Below are 22,826 nucleotides of genomic sequence, written 5' to 3'. Positions count from 1 at the left end.
AAATCAATGAATATGGGAATAGGAAAAGGGAAATCTGACAAGATAGACATTGACGGCCTTATAGAAGGTGTAGGCAATGAAAACAAAGTAGCCCAAGAAGAAAGTAAACTTGAACAGAAAATTAAAGAACTAAAGGATGTACGTTTAGAATTGGAAGCCGCTACCCGCAAAATGGAAGAAGTTACTTTTGCGCTCAAAACAGCTACGGATAGTGCCGACAACATTATTTCAGGCATTTGCCGTGCTATTGTCAAAGCGGAACAAAATATAGTTTTCCGTGCCAAAATCAGCACAGATGAGTTGGCAAAAGTGCATCAATGCACAGTCCGACATATTAAGGCCGAAGAAGATCTATTGGAAAGGCATAGTGACAAAATGGCCAAACACCTCCAGAACAATGAAGGCGTTTGGCTTTCCACCTCTTGGCTTATATTTACTTTGGTCGTACTGGCGATTAGTTATCTTGCCGTAATTTTATGGGCTATATATAAAAGATGAGTTACACACTTTTACTTGCCCAATGATTTGAACATCTTGGTAATGCAACGCTTCTTCTGCTCCATGTTAGGATGAACGTAAAGGTTGAGCGTGGTTGAAATGTTGGAATGACCTAACAATACGCTGACAGTTTTATAGTCGCATCCGGCTTCAATGCAACGGGTGGCAAAGCTATGGCGCAGGCCGTGATATTTCAATTTAGGGATGTCGAGTTTCGCCATCAAACTGTTGTAGTAGTTGCGGTATGTGCATGGTTCTGTTGGATGCTCGTCGTTGCCAATCAACACGCCATCAAACATGGCATTGAAATCGATAGTGTTGTTGACATAGAATGTATCGTACTCTCCGCATCCTATCTTGAAGTTGAATGATACACCCTGGCACTTTACACCCTTTCCTTGTACTGAGTGTATGTCCATGGTCTTGCCGTCTATTACACTTGACTCGTCGATCAATGAAAGTACCGACTTGTTGAGTATGCAATGTACGGAACCGCTATCAACCATCATAGCACCCACGTACACATTTCCATCCTTTCCCTTGAATGCAGCTTTCACAATAGGGAACCCCACTTGCTCTATGTCTCTCAGTTTTGCAGTTCTTGTCTTCATCTTTTTCTGGTTTTGTTTGTTTGGAAGAGCCACCTGCTTTATGCTGCAGGCTCTTCTTCGTTGAATTCTTGCTTTTTGATTCTGCGAATCAAGTAAGCGATAGCCTTTGGTGCCTTCTCTCGGCAGACCTTCAGCTGAGCAAGGAACTCCTCCTCGGTAGCGTCTGAGTTGAAGAGGTCCACCAACTCGCAGTTGTTGTCCGACTGCTTGTCAAGCTTTAGGTTGTGGCATTGCATCAAAGTGCGAAGGGCAAGGATGCCAAGGTCGTACTTTGGACGTGCCTCTACCAGTTTGCGCATCAAGTCAAGTCCTGGATCGCCAATGTGCATCTCGTTGAGCATGGCAATCATGAAGAGCACCTTTGCGTCTGGTGTTGCCATCTCGAACACGTTCGCAAGCTGGCAGTTGGTCTCGTCAGCTTCTGTGTAGCGTTCGAGTTTTGCCAAGGCACGCGACTTGATGTACATGGCTTCTGCACATTGGTGTGTTGCCAGTACCTCGTTAGCGTACGCCAATGCTTCCTCGTACTTCTCTGCATAGAGGCAGAGCAACGAAGCAAGGAATTTCGGTGCCCAACGGCTTGCCTTTGTCAGACACTCTGGTACCGACTCTATCGAACCATAGAGATGCTCGTCGCACACGAGTATGTCAAGGAAGCGTTTTGCTTGCTGCATGGCTTCTTTGATGTCGCCGTTCTCAGCCTTCTTCGCTACGAGGAGCAGGTACTGACGTGCCGCTTCGTCGTAGTCGTTGTGCTGGAGTGCGCCATAGACAGCTTTTCCGCTCTCTATCTCGTTGCCAATCTGTTGCTCGTTGTTGTACTCGCTTGCGTAAGTCAGCACCTCACGACTCGTATGAGCATACTGAGGTATGACGTTCTTCGAGAGGTACAGACCTTCAAGGCTGCGAACACGGCTCAGAGCTACGTAGAGCTGTCCTGCTGCGAACATGCCACGGCTGAGGTCGAGCGAGAGTTTGTCGAAGGTCATGCCCTGACTCTTGTGGACGGTGATTGCCCATGCAAGTTTCAGAGGGTACTGGGTGAATGTACCAATGAGTTCCTTCTTCATCTTGCGCTCCTCCTTGTTGTAGTCGTAGCTGTACGACTCCCATGAACAGCATGGCACAATGTATGTCTCGTCGTTGTTGAGCGTCACGCAGATCTCGTCCTTAGTGAGTTTGCTCACCTTGCCGAGAGTGCCGTTTGCCCATCGTTTTTGCTGGTCGTTGCGAGTGAACATCACCTGAGCACCAACCTTGAGGCGAAGCTTCATGTCCACCGGGAACTTCTTTTCCTCGAACTTGCCGTCAATGGTTCCTTCATAGACGAACTCCTCCGACTCAATCTCCTCTAGTCGCTGAAGGTTGATCTTGTCTGCCGTCTTATTGATGGAAGCCAGCGTGATGACAGCACCATCTTCTGCGGTCGGAATGTGAACGCGATCGTTGAGGTGCATGATGTTCTCTGGTGTTACCTTGTTCAGGCGCACGTTCTCCAAGATGTGCAGGAAGTGTTCGTCATCCTGACGGTACACCTTGCGGAACTCAATCTTCACGAGTCGCATGCGCTTGATGGCGTCTGACTTGTAGAAGAAGAAGTCATCCGTTTGGTACAGATCCTTCAGCATATCCTTCTCAGGACCTTGCTTCACCACCGGTGGCAACTGGAACATGTCGCCTACGAAGATTATCTGCTTGCCGCCGAAAGGCATGTTGTTGCGCAGAGCCTTACGCATGGTGTAGTCGATGGCATCCATGATGTCGCATCTTACCATCGACACTTCATCGATGATGATCGTGTCTGCATGTAAAAGCGTCAGAATCTTTGCCTCGTTCATCTTGCCGCATGTTCCTGGCGTACACACCTCCATCGGCAAGCCAAAGAAGGAGTGTATTGTGTCGCCACCGGCGAGGATGGCTGCCACACCTGTTGGGGCAAGGGTGATGAACTGCTTTCCAACCAACTTCTGTACGTTGTGAAGAAAGGTTGTCTTACCTGTTCCAGCACGACCTGTGAGGAAGAAGCTGGAGTTTGTGTTGGCAACAAGCTCGTATGCAAGCTGCTGCTCGTGGTTGTGTGGGTCTATCTGTGTGTTCTGCATGTCCTACTTCTGTTCGATTTGTGGGAGGATTTGGGTGAGACGTGTGTTGTAGTCGCTGTCGAGGAAACTCTTGTAGCATCCATCGATGATGCTTTTCGCCTTCTCTTCGAGTTCTTCCTGTGGCATGCAGCTTCTCTGGGCTTTGAGTACTCCTTCAAAGAAGTTGCGCACCATGGTTTCTAATTCCTTTCGGATGAACTCCTCGTTGCGATGCACCTTGTCGTAGTCTCTCTTCTGAACAAGTTCAAGGCGTGTACCGTTGAAGGCGTAAACCTCGATGCCGTCGATGTAGGTCCAGTTGTGGTAGAGTCCCACCTTCTCGACAACTACGATGCGGTCGCAGAATCTCACGCCCTTGTAGTAGCGGTTTCCGCTTGCGCTCTCGTACTCTTCGCAGAGGAACATCTTCTGTCCTTCGTCCCATACAGGAATGTGAACTCGTTGGTTACCGAATGTCGGCAGGATGCTGTCGAACAGATCTTTGTTGATCGCTTTTGTTAAGCTTGCCATGTCGTTTTGTTTTTCTTGGTTTGTGATTTTTGTTTGTTCTCTCTTTGATTGGGCATGATGGTTAGCCCAAGCACTTCTGATGAGTTGCCTCTATCATGCTTCGCGAGAAGTCAAGGAGCTGACTCTCTGCCACCATGCTGCCCATTGCCTTGGCTTGTCCCTTCAGGAAGTCCTTCAGCATGAGGATGCTCTCTTCCTTGGCGCTTCGTTCGTTGAAACATCGCCAGTTGCATCCGCCCCAGAACTTCTGAGCAATGATGTTTGCCTTCTGTCCGTTCCATGCAAACAGCGTGATGCCGTTGAGGAAGGTGTGGGCGTAACCTTGTCCGATGTGGTAGTAAACTGCCAATCGGTCAGAGAGACGGATTGCTCGGTAGTAGGTGTTGCCAGCTGCGCTGGTGTAACCGAGGGTGAGGTACACGTTCTTCTCTGCGTTGTAGGTGAGAGAACTACCCGAGAGGGCTGGGAGTGCCTTTGCGGCAATGAGTGCGAGTGATGTGTTCATCGTACGTCTGGTTTTTGTTTAGCGGAATAGGCCGCCACCTCTGTTGTTTGTAATAATAAAATAATATATAAACAAAACCAACTCTCTCGGAATTGTGATGCAAAGTTACTATGTTAGTATAGGGCATGCAAGCTTTTTTACATGAGTATTGGTTCCTTCCGTTTTGGAACCAATCACACTCATTTTTGAAAGTTCATGCAGCGTATCTTTTCTTTCTGATATCCTTCATGCACTTGCTTGTGCATGCAAGGGTGATGTGCATTGAGGTGAGATCTTCTGAACGACCATGCTTCTTGTGGCTTGCCTGTGCCTGACGTTTCTCTACGATGCGACGGAGAATTCTGTCCTGCACTTTTGAAGGCTTCATCTTACTTCTGATGTTCAAGTTGAGAAGGATGCCGTCAAGTACCTCAATCTCAATTTTGTTTGTTGTCACATTGCAGAGCTCTTCGGTAGCTGCCTTGCGATAGCGATCAGATGTCTCAACACGTTCCCAACGCTTGTTGGTTCTTCTGTGAGCATCTGCCTCTGCCTTCCTCTGCTTCTTTGTCTGCTTTGCTGTTGCCTTGTTATTCATGGTTGCCTTGTTGTTGTTTGGTGTCTGTTTCATAGTCTTTCGTTTTTGATTTCGAGTACAAATTACTACTTGATTTCGGATTTGAAGAATGTTTTTACCAGAACAATGGTTCCTCTCATTTTAGAACCATTCCTTCATTCGGTTCACTAACTTTCACCAACGATTTGCAGCGTCAACTTCGTGGTGGTTTTCGAAGTTTGACGCTGCAAATGTAATAACTATTCTTGTGATATTTTCAAGAACCTATGTTCCTATTGGTTCCTCTGAATTTGGTACCATTCGTTGGAGTTTCTCTTCATGTTCAAGGTAGTATGAAACCATGTCTTTCACTCTTGTCGCGAAGATCATACGTATCTTTGGCGGTGACATAACTTCGAGTCCTGCACCCATCTGGAGAACGCGACCAATAAACTCGTTGTTCATCTCTACATCCACAGAGAACTCGGCATACTCTCCATCCTCATAAACTCCGAATGGTTTCACGACCTCATATGAACGATGCAGAGGTTTTGTGTCTATTAATTTAAATATATAATGTTTGTGTGCGCGTATAACGATGTGTTCTTTGTTCGGGAAATCTTTCATGTGACTCACACCAACGATATCCTTGAAAAACTCATCATAAAAGTGATTTGGTGCAGGAACATACTCCACTTTACTTCTCTCACGAGGCTTCTCTTGTATGCGGTCAAGAGCAATGTTGTACCCGAATTCCGGTACTCTACCTTCTGCATGACCGAATAAATGCCATCGTCCATTGTACTCTTTCAAGTAATGCGGATGAAATAGTAAGGTTACTTGTTCCTCGTCGTATGGCTTATATTCTATCTCCATCACCGTTTTGTTGGTAATAGCTTCATAGAGCTGAGGGAGATATTCTATATTGGTTAATATTCGGTCAAGGCTTGAACTTATCACCTGCTCACCTTTCTGGCGCTTAGCCTTCATGTCGAGCAAGTCCTGACAATCATGGAAGAAGTACTCCAGCCACGATTTAGGGAAGAATCCAGCAGAGTCCTGGCAAAACTTCCAGTACTGACGAAGATTATTGATGACCTTGGCATTACGCATGTCTGCAAGTGGATCATCATCCTTACCAACGTATCGAAAGCGCTTATTGCGGTTGTTGCCTTCTTCCTCAAAGCATTCGCCAACGTCCTTTTCAAGCTTATCGGCTATAGCTTTCTTTAGTGTGCCAACCACCTTCTTCAACTCGCCATACCCATCGCAATTTGACAAATTAGCAGGAAGTTCTTTTGTTGTCACACCAATATAATCAGCCATGATATCTGCATAACTAACCCATCGGTGACTCATAAGCCACCGATAGGTTATCAAAGCAAATTGTGCCTTATAGCTATCTCCGTCAAAGAGGTTCTTGCGTTGCATGATTATTAATCATTTGCCGGTCTTACGTTTATTGCAAAAGAGATAGGCTTTCCCGTTTTTGGATTCGTTCTTTCTCTTAATTCAAACAAAACCTCCTCTCTTTCAGAATAGTCGTATTCTCGAGGAGAATTGTTTGGCGCAAATCCCATTCTATTGTCAATAATGTATACAGGATGATTGTCTACAAAAATTCTGTTTCTGTCACCATTAATTTTTCCTCTTAAAACAGAACTGCTGTCCGACTCAGTTGTAGAGGTATTTGTATTAGTGCGAGAAGGAGAAGTTGGAGCTTGCATGCCACATAATTCATCTCGACATAATTGTAGAACCTTAACTTGCATCTTCGCGAACTCATAATCATAAATCGGACGACTACCATTATTGACAATCATCAACAAACGCTCCTCTGACATTGTCGAAGGATCACATTCTCTATGATTATATAGATGCCTTAATGCACGAGTTAAATTTGCGAATTCGGACCATCTATCAGGAAGATTGTTTCCGTTATTACTTCCTTCATAGTATAATTTATACAACGATCCCGAAAATGCATCCATTGAAGCTTCATCATAGCATCGCTTTCTTAAGATTCCAAATTCGATTGGATCTTCGTGAGAAGGAATAAATACCTCATGAACATTAATATACCGTTTATTTACGCCAACTCGCAATCTTTCTATTTGATTTACTAGCTCATTTAGTTCTTCTTGCTCTATGGAATCAATATCCACAACTTCCTTGTCATGGCTACATGCACGCAAATAATCTTCCAAATACCCAATCGGCAAATAAAAGGTCGATTCAGAAATGCTATTCACAAGACCCTTAGACCTTAAACTCGTTATTCCGTCTGGTATAGTTCCTTCAAAATTCTTAGGACCTTTTGAGAGTAAGAACATTGTGGAACGCTCTGCTTCAGATACAAACCGATTATTAATTATCTCACATAAATAATCTCGAATTACATCATATTCAGGCAGAGCAACCTTTTTATTGGTATACATATGAGAAGCTACAAACTTAGCATAATATGGAACGCCTCCTGTCTTCTGAAACAAAGGGGACAATAAATCCAAATACTGTTGTCTTAAGAAAGTTTCTTTAATCAAAGAGCATTCATGTTGCCAAAGAGAGGTGAAGTCCTCCTTTGATGTTGGAGTAATCGTCACATTTTCCAATCCACAATTAAGTTCTGGAGAGCCTACACTCGTGCATATTGCACTCCATGTTGAGGTACCGGCAATCCAAAATTTCAGATTAGACTCTGGAGAAGTAGCAGCACCTCTTATTCTTGAAAAGTCAGACGGAGTATCAAATGCCTCTAAAAGGAGATAATCAATTTCATCAAGAAGCAACAACAAATATTTATTGTTCTTTGCGAGGCTGTTTGCAAGTGTAAATAGCACTTGCTTTTGATATTCAGGATTCCATTCTTCCATTTGTACTCGCATGTCGAGTTCATCGCAAGAAATATCCAAAGAACATCTTCTAGATATTTTCAGCTCCCCTTCTGGTAATAAATTATCCAAACACATTTTTGATGCAAGAAGCGAAGCCATAGATCTATATACAGCAGGAGTATTTTTCTTAATTCCACATTGAGTTTTTACATCAAAATACAAAGGGTAAGCCCCAATACTACTATTGTTAACCAAATATGTTTCCAAAGACTTCATTAAGCAAGTCTTACCAAAACGTCTGGCACCAATTATTCCTGCGTTTCCTTTTCTTTTGGCACATGAGATCAATGTCTCGATTTCTCTATTTCTACCAAACAAATCTTTTGTAGAGGTAATATCAATACCTACAATGAAAGGTTCCATATTATTGATTGTTAAAGTGAAAATTCTAAATCTAAATCTTTATGGTGAACAAACCACCAACGTCTAAACAAATCAACACTCAAACGATACACCTCTCTACCTTCATCTGTAAATGAATATAGTATCTTCTTATCTTTTAAACTCGCCAAAGCTCTTGTCATATTGAGTCGTCTTTCTTCATTTACAGAATACTTATCCCATAAGCGTTTAAGTTCATCCATACTTATGCCGCGTTCAATTTGAGTACTTTCTCTATTAAGATAGGAAATAGATGAAATCAATTGATGCTCGGCAATATTTTCCGGATCAACCTGATTATTATGGAAGTTAGTTTCATCCAAAGACTCCCAAGTATCTCCTTTGCCAGGTTGTACTTCACCAGTTAATACTCTAACCACATCATTAACCTCATTGAATCCTAAATGTCTATGTTTTCTAGCGACAGCATACTTACCACATGCTAAACATATCCATTGAATCCAATATGGCACACAACCAGATAAAGCGCGGATATAAGTTTTTGCCCTTTCGTCAAATATTATTTTAGGACATGCGTCAATTAATTCATTTGCATATTGCTCCTCAATTTCGTTAATAGGCATTGGCAATGTATTATTCATTTGCCCTGCGATGTACTCTTTTTCCTTCGGAAGCTCCTTTATATCGTAAGTACCAGAATAAACAAAGCAAGCTTTTCCTGTCAACGCCAAATTTCTTAATGTAGAAATAAATGTCGCGTCTATTAAACCCTCCTTGAGCATAAGTCGGACAAATGAGAATTCGTCTATTGTAACAAGCGGAATAACATTATTCTCGTTAAGGACATCAACAATCTTACAGAAATCGATCTGCGAAAGACATTCTGCAGGAGGAAGTCCATTTTCACCATAGGCAGCATCAACCTTATCGGCCAATTCATCTGTTAACTTATCGTAAATATTCGTTTCCAGAGCCCAAGTCCAAAACTGGGCAGAAGTCGAATTCTTATATGGGAACTCATTTAGATACCATTTGAAAGCTAAAATATGTTTTGAAGAGTCTTCTTTTAAAATCTGACTATCAATTCGATTTCTCAGATAATCCAAAATTGAAGACTTACCTGTGCGAGTTAGTCCATAAAGTATGTAGGTCAAAGAACGATCCTTTGATAGATAGTGGTCAATCAATGTTTTCAATTCTTTTTCACGTCCCTTGAATATATGTTCTTCCGGAGTATTCGATATGTTCCACGGGATATCTATTTCGTCCGATAATACGTCTTCGCTTTCAATTTCATATGTTGCCTCATATACTATTGGATTTAAATCTTTTCCTTGATATTTTGCAATCAAAAGAAACTTTACGTTAGCGGATTCCAAAGAAGAAAAATCTGATGAAACAAAACTCTCACCACTACAATCTCCTGAAGATAACTCTCCTTCATGTAAAACCTTATATTCTTTACCGTCAATTGTCGCAGTAACATAAAAAGACTCTGCTGTTGAATCTCCATTATTTGTTACAACAATACTGATTACGCCATTGCCATGTTCATCTTTAGTAATGAATGCAGGTTTACTTGATATGTTCAACATTGGCAATGTGCGAGCATCTCTCTCTTCTATTTGACGAGAGATTTCTTTTAACCAATTATTAATCAATATAGAGAAGAATGTGTTACCGTAATAAGTAGTAGTGTCTGCAATCGTTTTTTGTGCACCTAAAAGAGTTTGCTGAGCCCTAACTAATATACGAGTTCTTTCGTTTTCTTTACGTCCTGCGTAAGGTTTTAGGATTTCAATTACCTCTATCAAGGAATTAATAGAAATAATATCAGTATTCGTCATCAAATCCTTATATTCAAGAACTTTTCTCCACTTGTTGTCAAAGGAGCTAAGATCGAAAGAATAAAACTTCCATGATAAGCATATCTGAATAGCTTCGCTTAGGATTTTTTTACGTTCATTTCGATGAACGAACAAACTATGCATAAAATTTTCCAAATCGTCATCTACATCGATTGTTGATTGATTTATCTGATTCAATATATTGAAAGCTTGTTTTTTAAATCTTTCGCTGTCTGAACATTTTCCACGAAATGGACCAATACCACTTTTGTCGTTAATCAAAGAAATCCATACATCTTCTGCCGCAGAACCTACAACCAAATAAGTTCTTAAGAGAAGATTGAGATTTTCTGAGCTATCTCCTTTAAGACATATTTCTTGAAGTTTTCCCAATGAAATAATTTCCCAATCTGATTCAGGAGTTTTGTTACCTTCAATCTGGGATGTAATAAATGATAATTGTAAGTATTTTAATAAAAGTTCTCTAAGATTATCTTTTTCTCCAAGAGTGTTGAAAATTTCCAGGGCTTCAACATAGTAGCTACACGCACTATCACGAAGAGCTTGCAACTCAATAAGTTCTGTAGAGTCATTCCCAATAAGATTCGCAAATCTAGCATACATACCATGCCCCTTCAGTCGAGCGTAATTAGCGACTGATATTTTGTACATTATTGTTGATGTCTGCTTTGAATTATAATAAGCTCCTGCAGCCTCTAAAAAAAGTTGAGCCTTATCCTCAAATGATACCGACTGGTCATTACGTTTGTTTTGGGCTCTACCAAACAGTTGTTCGGCAGGAATTAATTCATTCGAAGGAAGCAATTCCTGCCGTTTAGCCTCTTGACAAACATCCTCAAGAAGCATTTTGCTGATACTATCATTTGTGTCAACAGATCCGTTAATAGGTGTGGATGTATCGCTTGAAGAATCTGAATTATTGATATCATTGGAATTCATCCTTTGAATGGACTCTTTTAGCTTTGTGATAGCATTATTATTTGGTTTAACACTTTCTGCATATAATATTGCTTTTAATGCCTCTTCTCTATTATTACCTTTCTGATACAATCTTGCCATTGTTATATACAAATGGCCAATGCTATTTACATTAACGTCACTCTGTTGTTCAGTTAGAACAATAAGATATGCAAGGGATTGCAAAGCTTCAGTTGTATGATTTAATGCAATCTCTGTATTCACAATTCTATCAAGATAACTTCTTAAGTATTTAGGGGTTGGACGTTTTGTGTTTATAATCTGATAAGAACGTTTAAGACATTCTTCTTTCTGTCCATTACGAATTAAAGTATCCAGTTCCTTCTCTAATTGCTTACACTTTGATTCGTTCAAGTTTGGCAATTTTTTGCTTAGGAAAGCCGTTACTTCATTTGAAAATAAAATTGTAGGCTTAACCAATTTACTTTGCGATGAATCATTATCTGTGTGAGAAGTCTCTATGTTTTTTAAAAATCTTGTTCTTTTACTATCTGGAATACTATCTAAATCGACCTTGCCCATTACTTTTAGTTGAAGGCCTCCATTCTCTAATATTTTTTCCGACTCGGTTTTATATAGTTCTACATTTGTTTGATGGATGGCTTTTATAGACTGGTCTTCAGGGATATTGGTTGATTCGTCATATTCTTCCGCTTCATCATCAAAAATATCAGGATTTGTTCCTACATACGAAAGGATAATTTTTTGGAAATTCTCTATTTCTATATAAGTTTCCTTTTTGGAGGTCATTTCATCCATCATGAACTTCAAAACAGCAAGCATTGTTTTTTTTCTTTTAGCTGTAACTCCTTTGCGATATACAAGAGCTTTTCTAAAAAGATTCATTACGTCATGGTATGATGTTTCAATTAATGAAAACATAGTTGAATTCTCATTAATCTTGTTGCAATATAAGCGAGAACCAGGAGCGCAACTCTTTTTCTTGAAATTGACAAAATTCCCACTTAACGTCTCCGATAATCCAGAATCAGTTGTTATATTTATACCATTATCATTAATGCCTACGATAGTTGCATTAGTAGGTATTAGCGTCCTATTGTTTATGGATAAAATTGGAAATATCTTTAATAATAATGCATCAAAGATATCAAGCAATTTCTGAGAAGACAATCTATCTACATCTCTGAAATTATTTTCTATCTCAGTTGCGGTTGAAATATTTTGAATACTATCTATGGAAGTTTGACGAACCGTTATTATAGTTTCGTCCATTTTTTTGATTGTTGCAAAAACCGGTGTCAGGTTAACGATTTCACCAGACACTTTATTTGTGTTAAAGGATATTTGAACCTTGTCGCCAACCTTATAGCTATTAGTTATAATATTGTACAGAGGAATATGACCGCAATTAGGACAAAAAAATGCGGATTTTGATATTTCTTTTCCACAATCTGGACATTCGACAAGTTTGTTCAATAACTCCGTATTTTTTGATTCTTTTATTTGGGCAATAGATGAACTTTGATCTTGCATCTGAATAGTATTTGATTGTTCTTTTGCAAATAAAAAAATGTTTTGAGCAATCCTTTGTAACCTAACTCCAGTCCATGTGATAGGTGGGTTATTAGCAGCTACTATCAAAATCTGTTTAGTCTCCTTTATTTGATGAAAACTAAAAATAACCCCGTATACTTCAAAATATAGGCATTTTTGGTTCTTATTATAATATAGTTTTGAATCATAGAAACTTGTTGCATTCTTTAGTACACAATCTGCAACTGCAGAAACCCTTGTTTTTATGAATTCATAAAACAATCTGGATTTATATTTTTCTGTCTTAATAGCAGCATTGAGTAAATTAATAGCAGACAGAAAATAAAAGAGTGAATTAGCATCTGTGACATTTATCTTATTGATTACGTCCATCGCCTCATCAACTACATTTTCGTCAATTGGTTGTATTTCGTCTCCAACCAATTGACTGTATAGTCTAAATATGTGTTCTGATATTTTGCTCATAACATTTATCAATTATTGCGTTCAGCCAAAAGTTCTCTAATGTTAACCTTAAGCAAATCTGAAATCTTTGCCAGCGTCTGCAAGTCTGGTTGTGAGGTATTCGTGCACCATTTGCTGACGGTAACAGGATTCTTGCCAAGTTGCTCTGCAAGCCACTTGTTTGTTTGACCTGCGTCTGCGAGAACTGCTTTCAGTCGATTTAGTTTTTGGAAATTTTCCATATTTAATAAATTAACGTTGAACACAAATTTACTAAATTACATCTTAATAAAAGAAATAATATGTAGTTTTCTTCAATTTGGAGTGGCAATTTAACATTAACTACCGAAATACACAATAAATTGATGGTAAATTACAGGATGCGCTTTAATATTAACGTGTTTATCCACATATGTGTGAAAATATATCACATCCATCCTTGCTCACCCCTTAATAAAACATTTATCAACAGTGTTAAGATGGGTGTGGTAAAACGACTTCTATCCATGCGTAAGAGTCTCTTGTGCTAAATCAACTGCAATTTATGGTATTATTTTAAAAGATGTTGCTAATTTTGTAGTTTAGAATGTTTTGTATTTATTAAATGGTTCGATACAATGGGTAAAAGTCATCTGTTTTTAAAGAACGAATTTGGTATCTGCCTTAAGTTTAACCGAACAAGAGGCAGAGATGATGAAGAAGAAACTTCGGAAGACGAAAAGAATTATTGTCAGCAGAGAGAAAAGCTTCATCGTTGCCGTATTAATTTTGAGCAAGCCTTAGAAGAACGCCATAGCTTACGGAGACAAGATGTGGTAAGTGAACATTTTGATATGCTGTCTATTGATTTTTTGAAAATTGCAGATAGCACCTTAACAAGACAATATTGCCAAGTCTATGGATTATCCGAGCTTAATTATTCCAACATGAATCAGACTGTCCTATTTGCTATAGTTGACGAAGATCGATTTAATGATGTTTTTATAACTCAAATTGATTCTTTTTCAACGGAAGAAAATAATGACAGTACAGAATATAAGCCACTGACTTTGATGGCCGGTTTCAGTTATTGGGATAGTGATTCGATGAAGCCTTTTGGTATTATGGGCGATGATGCTCATGATGTACTTCTAGAGTTGGTGGAGAGTTCACCTAGAATAGCGATGAAACATCAAGCTATAGTGAAAGCAATGGAGGAGTATTTAGATCAGAAGCAGATTCTTTATAAAAGGATAGAATCTGGAATATACCAAATAAACTTCATTTCTAAAGATGATTTGGCTATTTTATTGGATAATTTTGATGTGATACAAAGAATTCAATCTTTGTACACTACTCGTGTACGTCCTAATACTTTTGGTGATTTGGAAAGGGTGTCAGATGCAACTTTAAATTTGCTAGAAGGAGCACCAATTATTGGTGTAATTGATACAGGTGTTCAAAGACTGGCCGTACTAGATCCCATATTGGAACATGATGGACTTGATTTAGTTGATAAGAATGCCCCGCATCCGTATGAGATTGATTTAAGGTCCGATTCAAGTCATGGTACAACTGTTGCAACATTAGCTGCATTCGGAAACAACTTCTATCGTAACATGGATGCTAACGTAGTTGATGCTGATGCCAAAATCTTTTCTATCAAAGTACAGAGAGGCGAAACTGGACTCGTGAACATCGCTGACATAAAAGAGGCTATCACTATGGCTCATCAAAACTATGGCATTCGTATCTTTAATCTTTCAATGTCCGTTCGTGGAAAATTTTATAATCAAGATATTTCTACTTATGCATATATACTTGATGAATTAGCTTACATATATGATTTGCTGATTTTTATTTCCGTTGGTAATCTTAGTGAAGAGGATATTAAGAATATGCAGATTGTTGCTGCTAATCCTAATACGAGTGAAAGAGTTAAGCGTTTTCTGAAATATCCGAATCATTATTATAATCCCTTCATTTCGATAGAAGAAACAGAGTGTCACGACGGCGAGTGTATGAATCTTTGTGAACCTAGTGAAAGCATGAACAATATGTCTGTTGGTGCTATTGCTGAAAGTTATAATATTAATCACGGTAATCATGGATTGAGTTTGGGGTGTGAGTTTCCTGCTTATTATTCGCGTAAATACCACATAGACTACAATTCGTTGATTAATGGCACTCGTTTCAAGAACAACCAAAAAAATAAGAATCTCTTTAAGCCAGATATTGTTATGCCTGGTGGTGACCAATTGGATGTTGAGTCACGCATGCTAGTTTTAGCACCGAGAATAGATGGAACAGGCCTGAAAATAGAACAAAACTCTGGAACGAGTTACGCAACTCCATTAGCAGCTAATATTGCAGCTAAGATTGTTAGTAAATATCCTAACCTAAATATGCAATCAGTGAAGGCTTTGATGATTAATAGTGCAGAACCGATTAAAAAGTATTATCTCGAAGAGACTATCGATGAATTGAAATTTTTGGATAATAATTCATATCCCTATGTTGATAGTAATGAGAAAACTCTTTTATCCAAAAAGTATAGTGCAGAACGATTATCCAAGTATATTTCTGGTCATGGTGTGCCTAACATTTCTAAGTGTATAGATTCAGACGATAATCGTTGTACGTTTGTTATTGAAGATACAATAGCTTTCGATAGTCACAAGGTTGTTAATCTGAATATCCCTAATTATTTACTTCAATACTCAAAGAAAGGTGTATTATTAACTTTAACTGCTACACTTTGCTATAAGTTTAATCCTAAACGAGCTGATGTATTATCTTATTGCCCAATTCATATTGCTTTTAACTTTGGGAATAGTATGAATCATGATGAACCAAGAAAGAATGCAGAGGAATATGCAAGTAAAAGAGCCTCTGACGATAAGGATAGAATGGCAATAAAGTCTAGCGTAGGTTCATGGTCTGATGATTTTTACCCTGTATCAAGTAAAATGTTCTCAAATGTACAGAAGATGAGTTTAAATATTAGCCGTGATGAAATAGAAAAGATTCGTAATCAGATATCTATTATTTTTCGATGCACAGGTCGTGAGTATTTAGAAGGCACAAATCATCCATTCTCATTTGTGCTGACGATTGAACAAAAACATTCTGCAGAATTGGATGGGAACAGTTTATACGATAGTTTGGAGCAAGTCAATATAGTGGAAGCTATTGCTCAGGCTGCTCTTGAAGCAGAACTATAATTTAAATTTAAACGATAAAAGGATTGGCATTAGCTAATCCTTTTATCGTTTAAGAGTTTTTTCCAAATATTAGTTCGAATAATATTGTCATTATATCCATCTAATATATTCCGTTTGATTGCATTAAGTAAAGCGCGTTTTATAACGTAGTAGGACAAATTTCTACATTCGCTATTGATAATGTTTTCTTTGACTTGTTCATCGTCAAAGACGAACCGATCTTTAATCGTATATTGGATAAGAGCATGTACCTGTTCAGAGTTTGGTAAATCCATCTTAATAGATAAATCAAACCTTCTAATAAGGGCTTCATCTATCATTTGTAATTGATTAGTAGCTGCAATGATGATAGTATCTTGACTTACAAAATCAAATAGTTGTAATATGGTATTTACAACCCGTTTCATTTCGCCATGATCTTGATCGTAATCTCTTATTTTCCCTAAGCTGTCAAATTCATCAAGCAAAACAATCGCTTTTTCCTGAACTGCAGTCTTAAATATTTGAGTGAGATTTTTGCTTGTTTCTCCCAGTCTCGATGAAATGATCGTACCCAAATTGACTATAATCAGTGGACGGCTCAATTCGCCAGCCAATACATAGGCACTTAATGTCTTTCCACATCCTGATGGGCCATGAAGCAATATCTTATTGGATACTGGAATATCCATTTGGACAAGAGCCTCAGTTTGTTGTCTTTCCTTGATAAAATATTCAAATTCCTCACGAACATCTTGCGTACAAACTAAATCCTTCATTGTAAATGAAGACGTTACTGTCTGTAAAATATACTCGTCAGCTTTGTAGTCAAAATGCTTATTTAGTCGATATTCTTTTAGCTTTCCCAATGAATTCTCTCTATCAGAATCTTTAATGATAGATAGGATTTCAGTTGCAAATTTGCCTCTGTTATTTTGTTGAGAATATTCTACATACTGATACAACAAATCTCGCAAACGAGCATTGTCATTTGCTAAGGCAAATTTTGCTATTTGCTTGATGTAATCAGCCTGCTTCATAATGAATTTATTTTCTTTAATTTACAAAATTAGGCAATTTAGTCGAATTACCAAAATTTTGGAAGATTGAAAAGGATAATTTAACAAGAGATTAATTTCAACATCAACTTTATAGAATCTGTTTGCATTAACATCATATCGCAATTTATGAAAATAAGTATTTCCCTCATTTGTTTTATTGAAGTCTTTTCTTCTCAGTTTGATATGATTGGGTGTTTGATAATCTGCTCATCTATTTTAATCTTATGATTTCCAGTTGTTGTTCGCAAATTCTTTCTGATTGTATCAAGGGTGGAATTGTCAAACCATTCGTGGAATGTCTGCATAACGAATTGCGCTGTGACATCCCGGCTGATGTTATATTGGAAAGCAATGTTCCAAGCGAAGTTCTTTAGTGAAATTTGAGTAACAGTAGTGCGTCGTTTGATATGGATGTTTACGCTAAGAGCTTGTCGATTGGTGACAAAGTATCGGACACATTCGCAGATTTGGAAGATTTCTTCTTCGCTAAAGTCAAACTGCCTGAATGTATTTCGGGCGTATTGCAATACGGCTTGTAGTTTTTCATCTTCTTCTCTCTTTTTTTGCTGCAGATACTGTCGTTCCTCATGCTGGTACTCATAATGGAATAACTCCATCCGTTTCATTTGAATATCATCATTGCCAGCCATAGATATAGCAGTTGCTAAAGCGCAATCATCTTTAGTTTGTCTGTCGGATTGCACAGGTTTGTGGCAGAATAAAGAAACAAGGGATATTATATGTGCCGACAGAAAGATACATAAATGGTAAATGAGTTTTAGAGCAACATAACAAGCTACCATGACAAAAGGGAGAATGCTTAACCGCACTCCCAAAGCATCACTCACAGGGAATGATATTGTGGATGCCAGAAGCACCGTTATTACTTCTATTGCCCATGACTGGAATATATGTTGCCTTTGCTTCATAACTATTTTTATCTATGGTTGTTTTGCAAAGGTATAACGTATTTCCGTAAAAAACGAAAGCCAAAAATAAGCAGTAAAGAGGCAACAACTTCATTTTATGGTATTTGTGCAAACAAGAGCATAACAAGAGAAAATACCGATAAGAAAATGAAAACACCTGCAAATAAGAAACGGATAGTTAAATAAATATAAATCTTTCTTTGGCCTACATAAAACCATGTTCCTCCTTATGCTTTCTGTATGTCACTTGTAAAATTGTCCTTATTTGTATCATAAACATATAAGTTGCTGATACTCATTGCATATTATATTTTAGGAAGTAAAATAAAAAGAAGCGGTTTTAATCGCTCCTTTACTCCACATAAGATAGAAAAACGGCTATCGGGTCCTTCGGGATCTGATAGCCGTTTTTTATTTTAGCCCTATATATTCAATAAAAAAGCCATTGATATCCAATAATTATTAATAAGTTTGCACTCGCATAAAAACACTCATTTTAAATTACGATTAAGGGCAACGTACTAATTTTCGACTTATGCTAGCGAGATCTATACAGAAATATTACATATTTGTTCTACTTTTTCTGCTAGCCATTCTACAGTCCTCTTGTCAACAGTCGGGAAATAAATATCGTATATTAGTAGTGCATTCCTATGAAAGCGATTATGTAGCTTATAAAGACTGCGATCGGTTGATCCGGGAATCCCTCGAGAAAAAGGGGATTAATCCGTCGATCCAAACATTCTATTTGAACTGCGAGCAATATGCGGTACCCGCCGAAGAAAAACGGATGTACCTGTATCTAGATTCGATCTCTACTTGGAAACCCGATCTGATATTGGTCTACGAGGATCAAGCGACTTACACGTTAATGCAATGCCATCATCCGCTAATCTCTACAGTCCCCATTGTATTTGGCGGCGTAAATTTCCCCAATAAGGCACTATTAGCGCAATATTCGAATGTTTCCGGATTCTGGGACGAGCCCGACTACGTCACGAACATCCGCTTGATAGAACATCTGTTGGGCAAGTCTACGATTTATATGTTGCACGATAGTACGTATATAGATAGGCACATTAAGGCTACGTTACATGAGCAATGTGCTCAAGCAGACATTCGGGTCGATAATAATCGCATCATGTATATACCGGTAGAGATCGCTACTTTGGACAGGGTCAATCAAAGCTTAAAACGACCGGATAGTACGACCGTCAACGTCGTGCCCGTGCAAGGAGACAAGCTATCAGCTGTTTCTTGGTACATGAGTAAACACGTCCCTTACATCTACTATCTACAGGCCAAACGGGATTACCGGGTATTGAACACCAGCCGTTTTTCCAGTAAACCCTCTTTTACGGCGATCAACGAGGATCTAGGATATACGAATAAACTTGTAGGTGGCTATATCACCTCCTTGGAAACCCAAATAGAAGAATCTACCGATAGAGCCGCGGAAATATTAAAAGGCTCCCCTAGCGAATCATTCCCACAGATAACAAAGAGCAAGAAGAATTATGTATTTGATTTCAATGAAGTCAAATATTGGAATATCGATAAAAGGCTTCTTCCGAAGGATGCTATACTTTTGAACTTTCCTTTTAAGGACCAATATCCAAGATTATTCTGGAGCTTGATAATCGTAGTCAGCACGATGTGCTGCTTTGTCTTCGGTAGCTTCATCATCATGTATACCCAAGAATCCAAGGCAAAACGACAAGCGCAAAAAGCCCTATTACATGAAAAGGAATCATTAGCGGAAGCCTTGGAGAAAGCCAATGAGTCCGACCGGATGAAATCCGTATTCTTGGCTAACATGAGTCATGAGATACGTACCCCTCTAAATGCGATCATCGGCTTTTCAAGCCTAATCGCCGAACTGGATCTGACAGCGGAAGAGAAGGAGCAATACGCTAATATCATCACGACCAATAACGAGTTATTACTAAAGTTAGTCAATGACATATTGGATTTGGCAAGGATTGAATCCGGAGGTATCGTCTTTCATAAAGAATCCTGCAATTTAACGGATTTAGTGAAAACCCTTTATAAACAACATCTTTCCGATGTCCCCGAAGGTATCGAATTCAAGGAGAAATGCCCCGATACGCCGATCTGCTTATATTCGGATAAGGAGCGACTTTACCAAGCGCTCGAGAACATACTGAAAAATGCTATAAAATTTACTTCCGCAGGCTTTATAGAGATCGGTTACGAGTATTCCACCAATGCACAAGACGTCCGACTTTATGTGCAGGATACAGGCATCGGGATCTCTCCCGAGGACCAAGAAGCGATATTCGAGCGTTTCAAGAAGCTGGATGATTTCGTGCAAGGAACAGGTCTTGGATTATCGATCTGCCAAGCTATCGTAAAACAATTAAACGGGCGTATCTTGCTCCAGTCCGAAAAGAATAAGGGTTGTCGCATCTCCTTGGTTTTTCAATTATAAACCAGCCTCAGAAGCCAAGAAAAATAGACATTTGTCTCTTTGATATCCAATTACTTTTTATACATTTGTACCTATTATATTGAAGCTATACACATGACGAACACTTCTTATCGTTATCTTTTTTTATTGTTGCTTCCATTGTTTTTATTGGTCGCAAATTCTTGCGAACGCTCAACCACGGAAAAGCGTATCTTGATAGTCCAATCTTATGAGCCGGACTTTCAAGCCTATAAAGATATAGAAGAGGCTTTTAAAAAAGGATTCCAAAAAGAAGGCATTCATGCCAGTATCTTCACGTTCTATCTTAATTGCGAAGCTTATCAATCGCCAGAAGAGAAACAAAGAATATATACGGAACTCAATACGTTATCTTTATGGAAGCCTGATATCATAATCGTAAACGATGATCAAGCGACCTATTCCTTATTGGCTTGCGAACATCCTTTATTAGATAGCGTACCTATCGTTTTTACCGGAGTCAACTACCCAAACATACCCTTAATTCAAAAGTATCCTAACGTATCCGGATTTTGGGATAAGCCGGACTATCGGAAAAACGTCGAACTTATTGAGCGAATCATGGGAAAATGCGTGATTGTACGTGTCTCTGATAGTACAGCTCTTGACAAAAAGATCCTGAAAGATATGGATGAGCAAATAAAAGGGCTATGCTCCAAGGCTAGACCCGATTACCTTAAATATCCCCAGTATTCATCCCCATCCGATAAAAAGAGATCCTCTTCTTTAGTGCGGTTCCCAAAAGTACCGTTCGATTCCCTCTATATACAAACCATTCAACCCCGCACCAGTTCCAACTTGATCTGGGGGTTAGGTACAAGTACTTACAACAAGGCCTACCTTGCTACCAAAAGAGATTATACCTCGATAGCCTTAGGTAGGTTCTGCTCATTTCCCAGCTTCTCGGCGATCAACGAATCCGTAGGATATGACGGAGGCTTCATCGGGGGATATATGACCCCGGTAGAGAGCCAAACCCAAGAAGCCTTACGACGAGCTGCCAGCATACTCAAGGGCACACCGGCCAATAGCTTCCCACAAATAACGGAAAGCGCCAAAAACTATCTGTTCGATTACCCGACTTTAAATAAATGGGGTATCGATTGGAAAGAACTGCCTCAAAACAGCATCTTCTTGAATATGCCCTTTGTGGTTCGTTATCAAACATATATTATTCTATGCGGGATTCTTCTAACCCTATTTATCCTATGGACGCTTTTCTATCAAAGAGTACAATACCGTCGCGAAGCCTCTCACAAGAAACAGGCTCAAGAAAGTTTACGGAAAGAGAAAGAATTCCTCTCGTTAGCTTTAGAGAGCGGTGATATTTTCGCATTCCGATACAGCAACGGCGTATTCGAGTTCGACCATGATTTCTATAAGTCGTTGGATATGCCGATAAAACCGATCACCTCCACGCAATTCCAAGAGTCTATCCACCCTGAAGACCGGGAAGATTTCATCCAACATAAGCACCTGCTTGATACAGGATTCCCTTCCCGTAAGATCACCCGCCGCCGATATAATTTCAACGGCAAAGGGCATATATGGTGGGAATTCAGATATGCGCAAGCGAAGAATGGACAAGACTCTACCCGCAATAATGTCGGAGTAAACGGGCTCTGCTTAAATATCCAACAAAGTAAGGAAGTAGAGGAAGATCTTATCAAAGCCCGTATAAGGGCCGAGGAAGCGGACCAAATGAAATCAGCGTTCCTCGCCAATATGAGCCATGAGATACGTACCCCGCTTAACGCCATCGTTGGATTTTCGGAACTGCTAACAAGCGATATGGAAATAAGCCCGAACGAGAGGGATGAGTTCATGCAAGTTATCAGTAAGAACAGCGACCTCTTATTGAAATTGATCAATGACATTCTCGATCTATCCCGCATCGAGTCCGGTAAGATGTCGTTTACCCTCACGAATTGTGACTTAAACGAATTACTATCCCATATCTACCGTACCCATCAATTGTTGATGCCCCAAGGCGTAGCGCTTAAAATACAACTGCCGGTCCTCCCGGCCATTATCCAAGCGGACCTACATCGATTAACCCAAGTGATTACCAACCTCATAAACAACGCCGCAAAATTCACGACGCAAGGATACATCTTGATTAAATACGATTATACGCAAGATAAACGTTGGATCCAGATCTCCGTTACCGATACGGGCAAAGGCATTCCCGCAGATAAGCAAGCCCAAGTATTCGAACGGTTCAACAAACTGGACGAGTTTGCGCAAGGGACAGGCCTCGGACTGGCGATCTGCCAAATTATCATCGAACACTTCGGAGGATATATCACCCTAGAATCCAAAGAAGGGGAAGGTAGCACATTCATCGTGACCCTCCCCTACACTCCCGGATTATCGGTATAA

General features: G+C 39.4%; 15 protein-coding genes. 4 read left to right on the top strand and 11 right to left on the bottom strand.

Features of this window, described 5'->3' with window-relative positions; all coding sequences use genetic code 11:
- The first annotated feature begins 12 nt into the window (after positions 1-12).
- Positions 13-498, top strand: a complete 486-nt coding sequence (locus DW205_RS07065; RefSeq protein ID WP_005864692.1) for a hypothetical protein — start codon at positions 13-15, stop codon at positions 496-498.
- A gap of 11 nt (positions 499-509) precedes the next feature.
- Here DW205_RS07065 and DW205_RS07060 read toward each other — a convergent pair whose 3' ends face one another.
- The 9 genes from DW205_RS07060 to DW205_RS07015 all read right to left on the bottom strand — a co-directional run bounded on the left by DW205_RS07060 (position 510) and on the right by DW205_RS07015 (position 13,044).
- Positions 510-917, bottom strand: coding sequence for a tyrosine-type recombinase/integrase (locus DW205_RS07060; RefSeq protein WP_370016474.1), 408 nt, complete (start codon positions 915-917; stop codon positions 510-512).
- A 230-nt stretch (positions 918-1,147) separates the two neighbouring features.
- Complete coding sequence (locus DW205_RS07055; RefSeq protein WP_005864687.1) at positions 1,148-3,211, bottom strand: AAA family ATPase; 2,064 nt, start codon at positions 3,209-3,211, stop codon at positions 1,148-1,150.
- 3 nt (positions 3,212-3,214) lie between these two features.
- The gene (locus DW205_RS07050; protein WP_005864685.1) at positions 3,215-3,721 is read right to left on the bottom strand and encodes a hypothetical protein; all 507 of its coding nucleotides are present in this window, start codon (positions 3,719-3,721) and stop codon (positions 3,215-3,217) included.
- A 61-nt stretch (positions 3,722-3,782) separates the two neighbouring features.
- Positions 3,783-4,226: a hypothetical protein gene (locus DW205_RS07045; protein ID WP_005864683.1), complete on the bottom strand. Its 444-nt coding sequence runs from the start codon at positions 4,224-4,226 to the stop codon at positions 3,783-3,785.
- Between the two features lie 193 nt (positions 4,227-4,419).
- Entirely contained in the window at positions 4,420-4,836 is a 417-nt protein-coding gene (locus DW205_RS07035) for a hypothetical protein (RefSeq protein WP_005864679.1), read from the bottom strand.
- A 210-nt stretch (positions 4,837-5,046) separates the two neighbouring features.
- On the bottom strand, positions 5,047-6,192 hold the full coding sequence (locus tag DW205_RS07030) for a YafY family protein (RefSeq protein WP_005864677.1): 1,146 nt from the start codon (positions 6,190-6,192) through the stop codon (positions 5,047-5,049).
- Positions 6,193-6,197: 5 nt separating this feature from the next.
- On the bottom strand, positions 6,198-8,018 hold the full coding sequence (locus tag DW205_RS07025; protein WP_005864675.1) for a hypothetical protein: 1,821 nt from the start codon (positions 8,016-8,018) through the stop codon (positions 6,198-6,200).
- Positions 8,019-8,029: 11 nt separating this feature from the next.
- The gene (locus DW205_RS07020) at positions 8,030-12,823 is read right to left on the bottom strand and encodes a hypothetical protein (protein ID WP_005864673.1); all 4,794 of its coding nucleotides are present in this window, start codon (positions 12,821-12,823) and stop codon (positions 8,030-8,032) included.
- Positions 12,824-12,831: 8 nt separating this feature from the next.
- A complete protein-coding gene (locus DW205_RS07015) occupies positions 12,832-13,044 on the bottom strand; it encodes a helix-turn-helix transcriptional regulator (RefSeq protein ID WP_008778220.1) in 213 nt (70 codons plus the stop codon).
- Positions 13,045-13,419: 375 nt separating this feature from the next.
- Here DW205_RS07015 and DW205_RS07010 point away from each other — a divergent pair, with 375 nt between their 5' ends.
- A complete protein-coding gene (locus DW205_RS07010; protein ID WP_005864663.1) occupies positions 13,420-16,005 on the top strand; it encodes a S8 family peptidase in 2,586 nt (861 codons plus the stop codon).
- Between the two features lie 29 nt (positions 16,006-16,034).
- Here DW205_RS07010 and DW205_RS07005 read toward each other — a convergent pair whose 3' ends face one another.
- Positions 16,035-17,024 (bottom strand): AAA family ATPase, encoded by a 990-nt coding sequence (locus DW205_RS07005; protein WP_005864661.1) that lies wholly within the window; start codon positions 17,022-17,024, stop codon positions 16,035-16,037.
- A gap of 194 nt (positions 17,025-17,218) precedes the next feature.
- The gene (locus DW205_RS07000) at positions 17,219-17,974 is read right to left on the bottom strand and encodes a hypothetical protein (protein WP_005864657.1); all 756 of its coding nucleotides are present in this window, start codon (positions 17,972-17,974) and stop codon (positions 17,219-17,221) included.
- 535 nt (positions 17,975-18,509) lie between these two features.
- Here DW205_RS07000 and DW205_RS06995 point away from each other — a divergent pair.
- A complete protein-coding gene (locus DW205_RS06995) occupies positions 18,510-20,426 on the top strand; it encodes an ATP-binding protein (protein WP_008778222.1) in 1,917 nt (638 codons plus the stop codon).
- Positions 20,427-20,519: 93 nt separating this feature from the next.
- A complete protein-coding gene (locus DW205_RS06990; protein WP_005864653.1) occupies positions 20,520-22,826 on the top strand; it encodes a sensor histidine kinase in 2,307 nt (768 codons plus the stop codon).

Source organism: Parabacteroides sp. AM17-47 (assembly GCF_003434625.1).
In the GTDB taxonomy this organism is placed as follows: Bacteria; Bacteroidota; Bacteroidia; order Bacteroidales; family Tannerellaceae; genus Parabacteroides; species Parabacteroides distasonis.
Note: the sequence above shows the minus strand (reverse complement) of the source record. Positions and strands in the feature narration are given on the sequence as shown.

What these genes read in the sequence shown, in the direction of transcription:
- DW205_RS07000 (WP_005864657.1), bottom strand. Translation starts at nt 17,974, where the DNA reads ATGAAGCAAAGGCAACATATATTCCAGTCATGGGCAATAGAAGTAATA.
- DW205_RS07025 (WP_005864675.1), bottom strand. Translation starts at nt 8,018, where the DNA reads ATGGAACCTTTCATTGTAGGTATTGATATTACCTCTACAAAAGATTTG.
- DW205_RS07015 (WP_008778220.1), bottom strand. Translation starts at nt 13,044, where the DNA reads ATGGAAAATTTCCAAAAACTAAATCGACTGAAAGCAGTTCTCGCAGAC.
- DW205_RS07050 (WP_005864685.1), bottom strand. Translation starts at nt 3,721, where the DNA reads ATGGCAAGCTTAACAAAAGCGATCAACAAAGATCTGTTCGACAGCATC.
- DW205_RS07020 (WP_005864673.1), bottom strand. Translation starts at nt 12,823, where the DNA reads ATGAGCAAAATATCAGAACACATATTTAGACTATACAGTCAATTGGTT.
- DW205_RS06995 (WP_008778222.1), top strand. Translation starts at nt 18,510, where the DNA reads ATGCTAGCGAGATCTATACAGAAATATTACATATTTGTTCTACTTTTT.
- DW205_RS07035 (WP_005864679.1), bottom strand. Translation starts at nt 4,836, where the DNA reads ATGAAACAGACACCAAACAACAACAAGGCAACCATGAATAACAAGGCA.
- DW205_RS07055 (WP_005864687.1), bottom strand. Translation starts at nt 3,211, where the DNA reads ATGCAGAACACACAGATAGACCCACACAACCACGAGCAGCAGCTTGCA.
- DW205_RS07010 (WP_005864663.1), top strand. Translation starts at nt 13,420, where the DNA reads ATGGGTAAAAGTCATCTGTTTTTAAAGAACGAATTTGGTATCTGCCTT.
- DW205_RS07065 (WP_005864692.1), top strand. Translation starts at nt 13, where the DNA reads ATGGGAATAGGAAAAGGGAAATCTGACAAGATAGACATTGACGGCCTT.
- DW205_RS07005 (WP_005864661.1), bottom strand. Translation starts at nt 17,024, where the DNA reads ATGAAGCAGGCTGATTACATCAAGCAAATAGCAAAATTTGCCTTAGCA.
- DW205_RS07045 (WP_005864683.1), bottom strand. Translation starts at nt 4,226, where the DNA reads ATGAACACATCACTCGCACTCATTGCCGCAAAGGCACTCCCAGCCCTC.
- DW205_RS07060 (WP_370016474.1), bottom strand. Translation starts at nt 917, where the DNA reads ATGGACATACACTCAGTACAAGGAAAGGGTGTAAAGTGCCAGGGTGTA.
- DW205_RS06990 (WP_005864653.1), top strand. Translation starts at nt 20,520, where the DNA reads ATGACGAACACTTCTTATCGTTATCTTTTTTTATTGTTGCTTCCATTG.
- DW205_RS07030 (WP_005864677.1), bottom strand. Translation starts at nt 6,192, where the DNA reads ATGCAACGCAAGAACCTCTTTGACGGAGATAGCTATAAGGCACAATTT.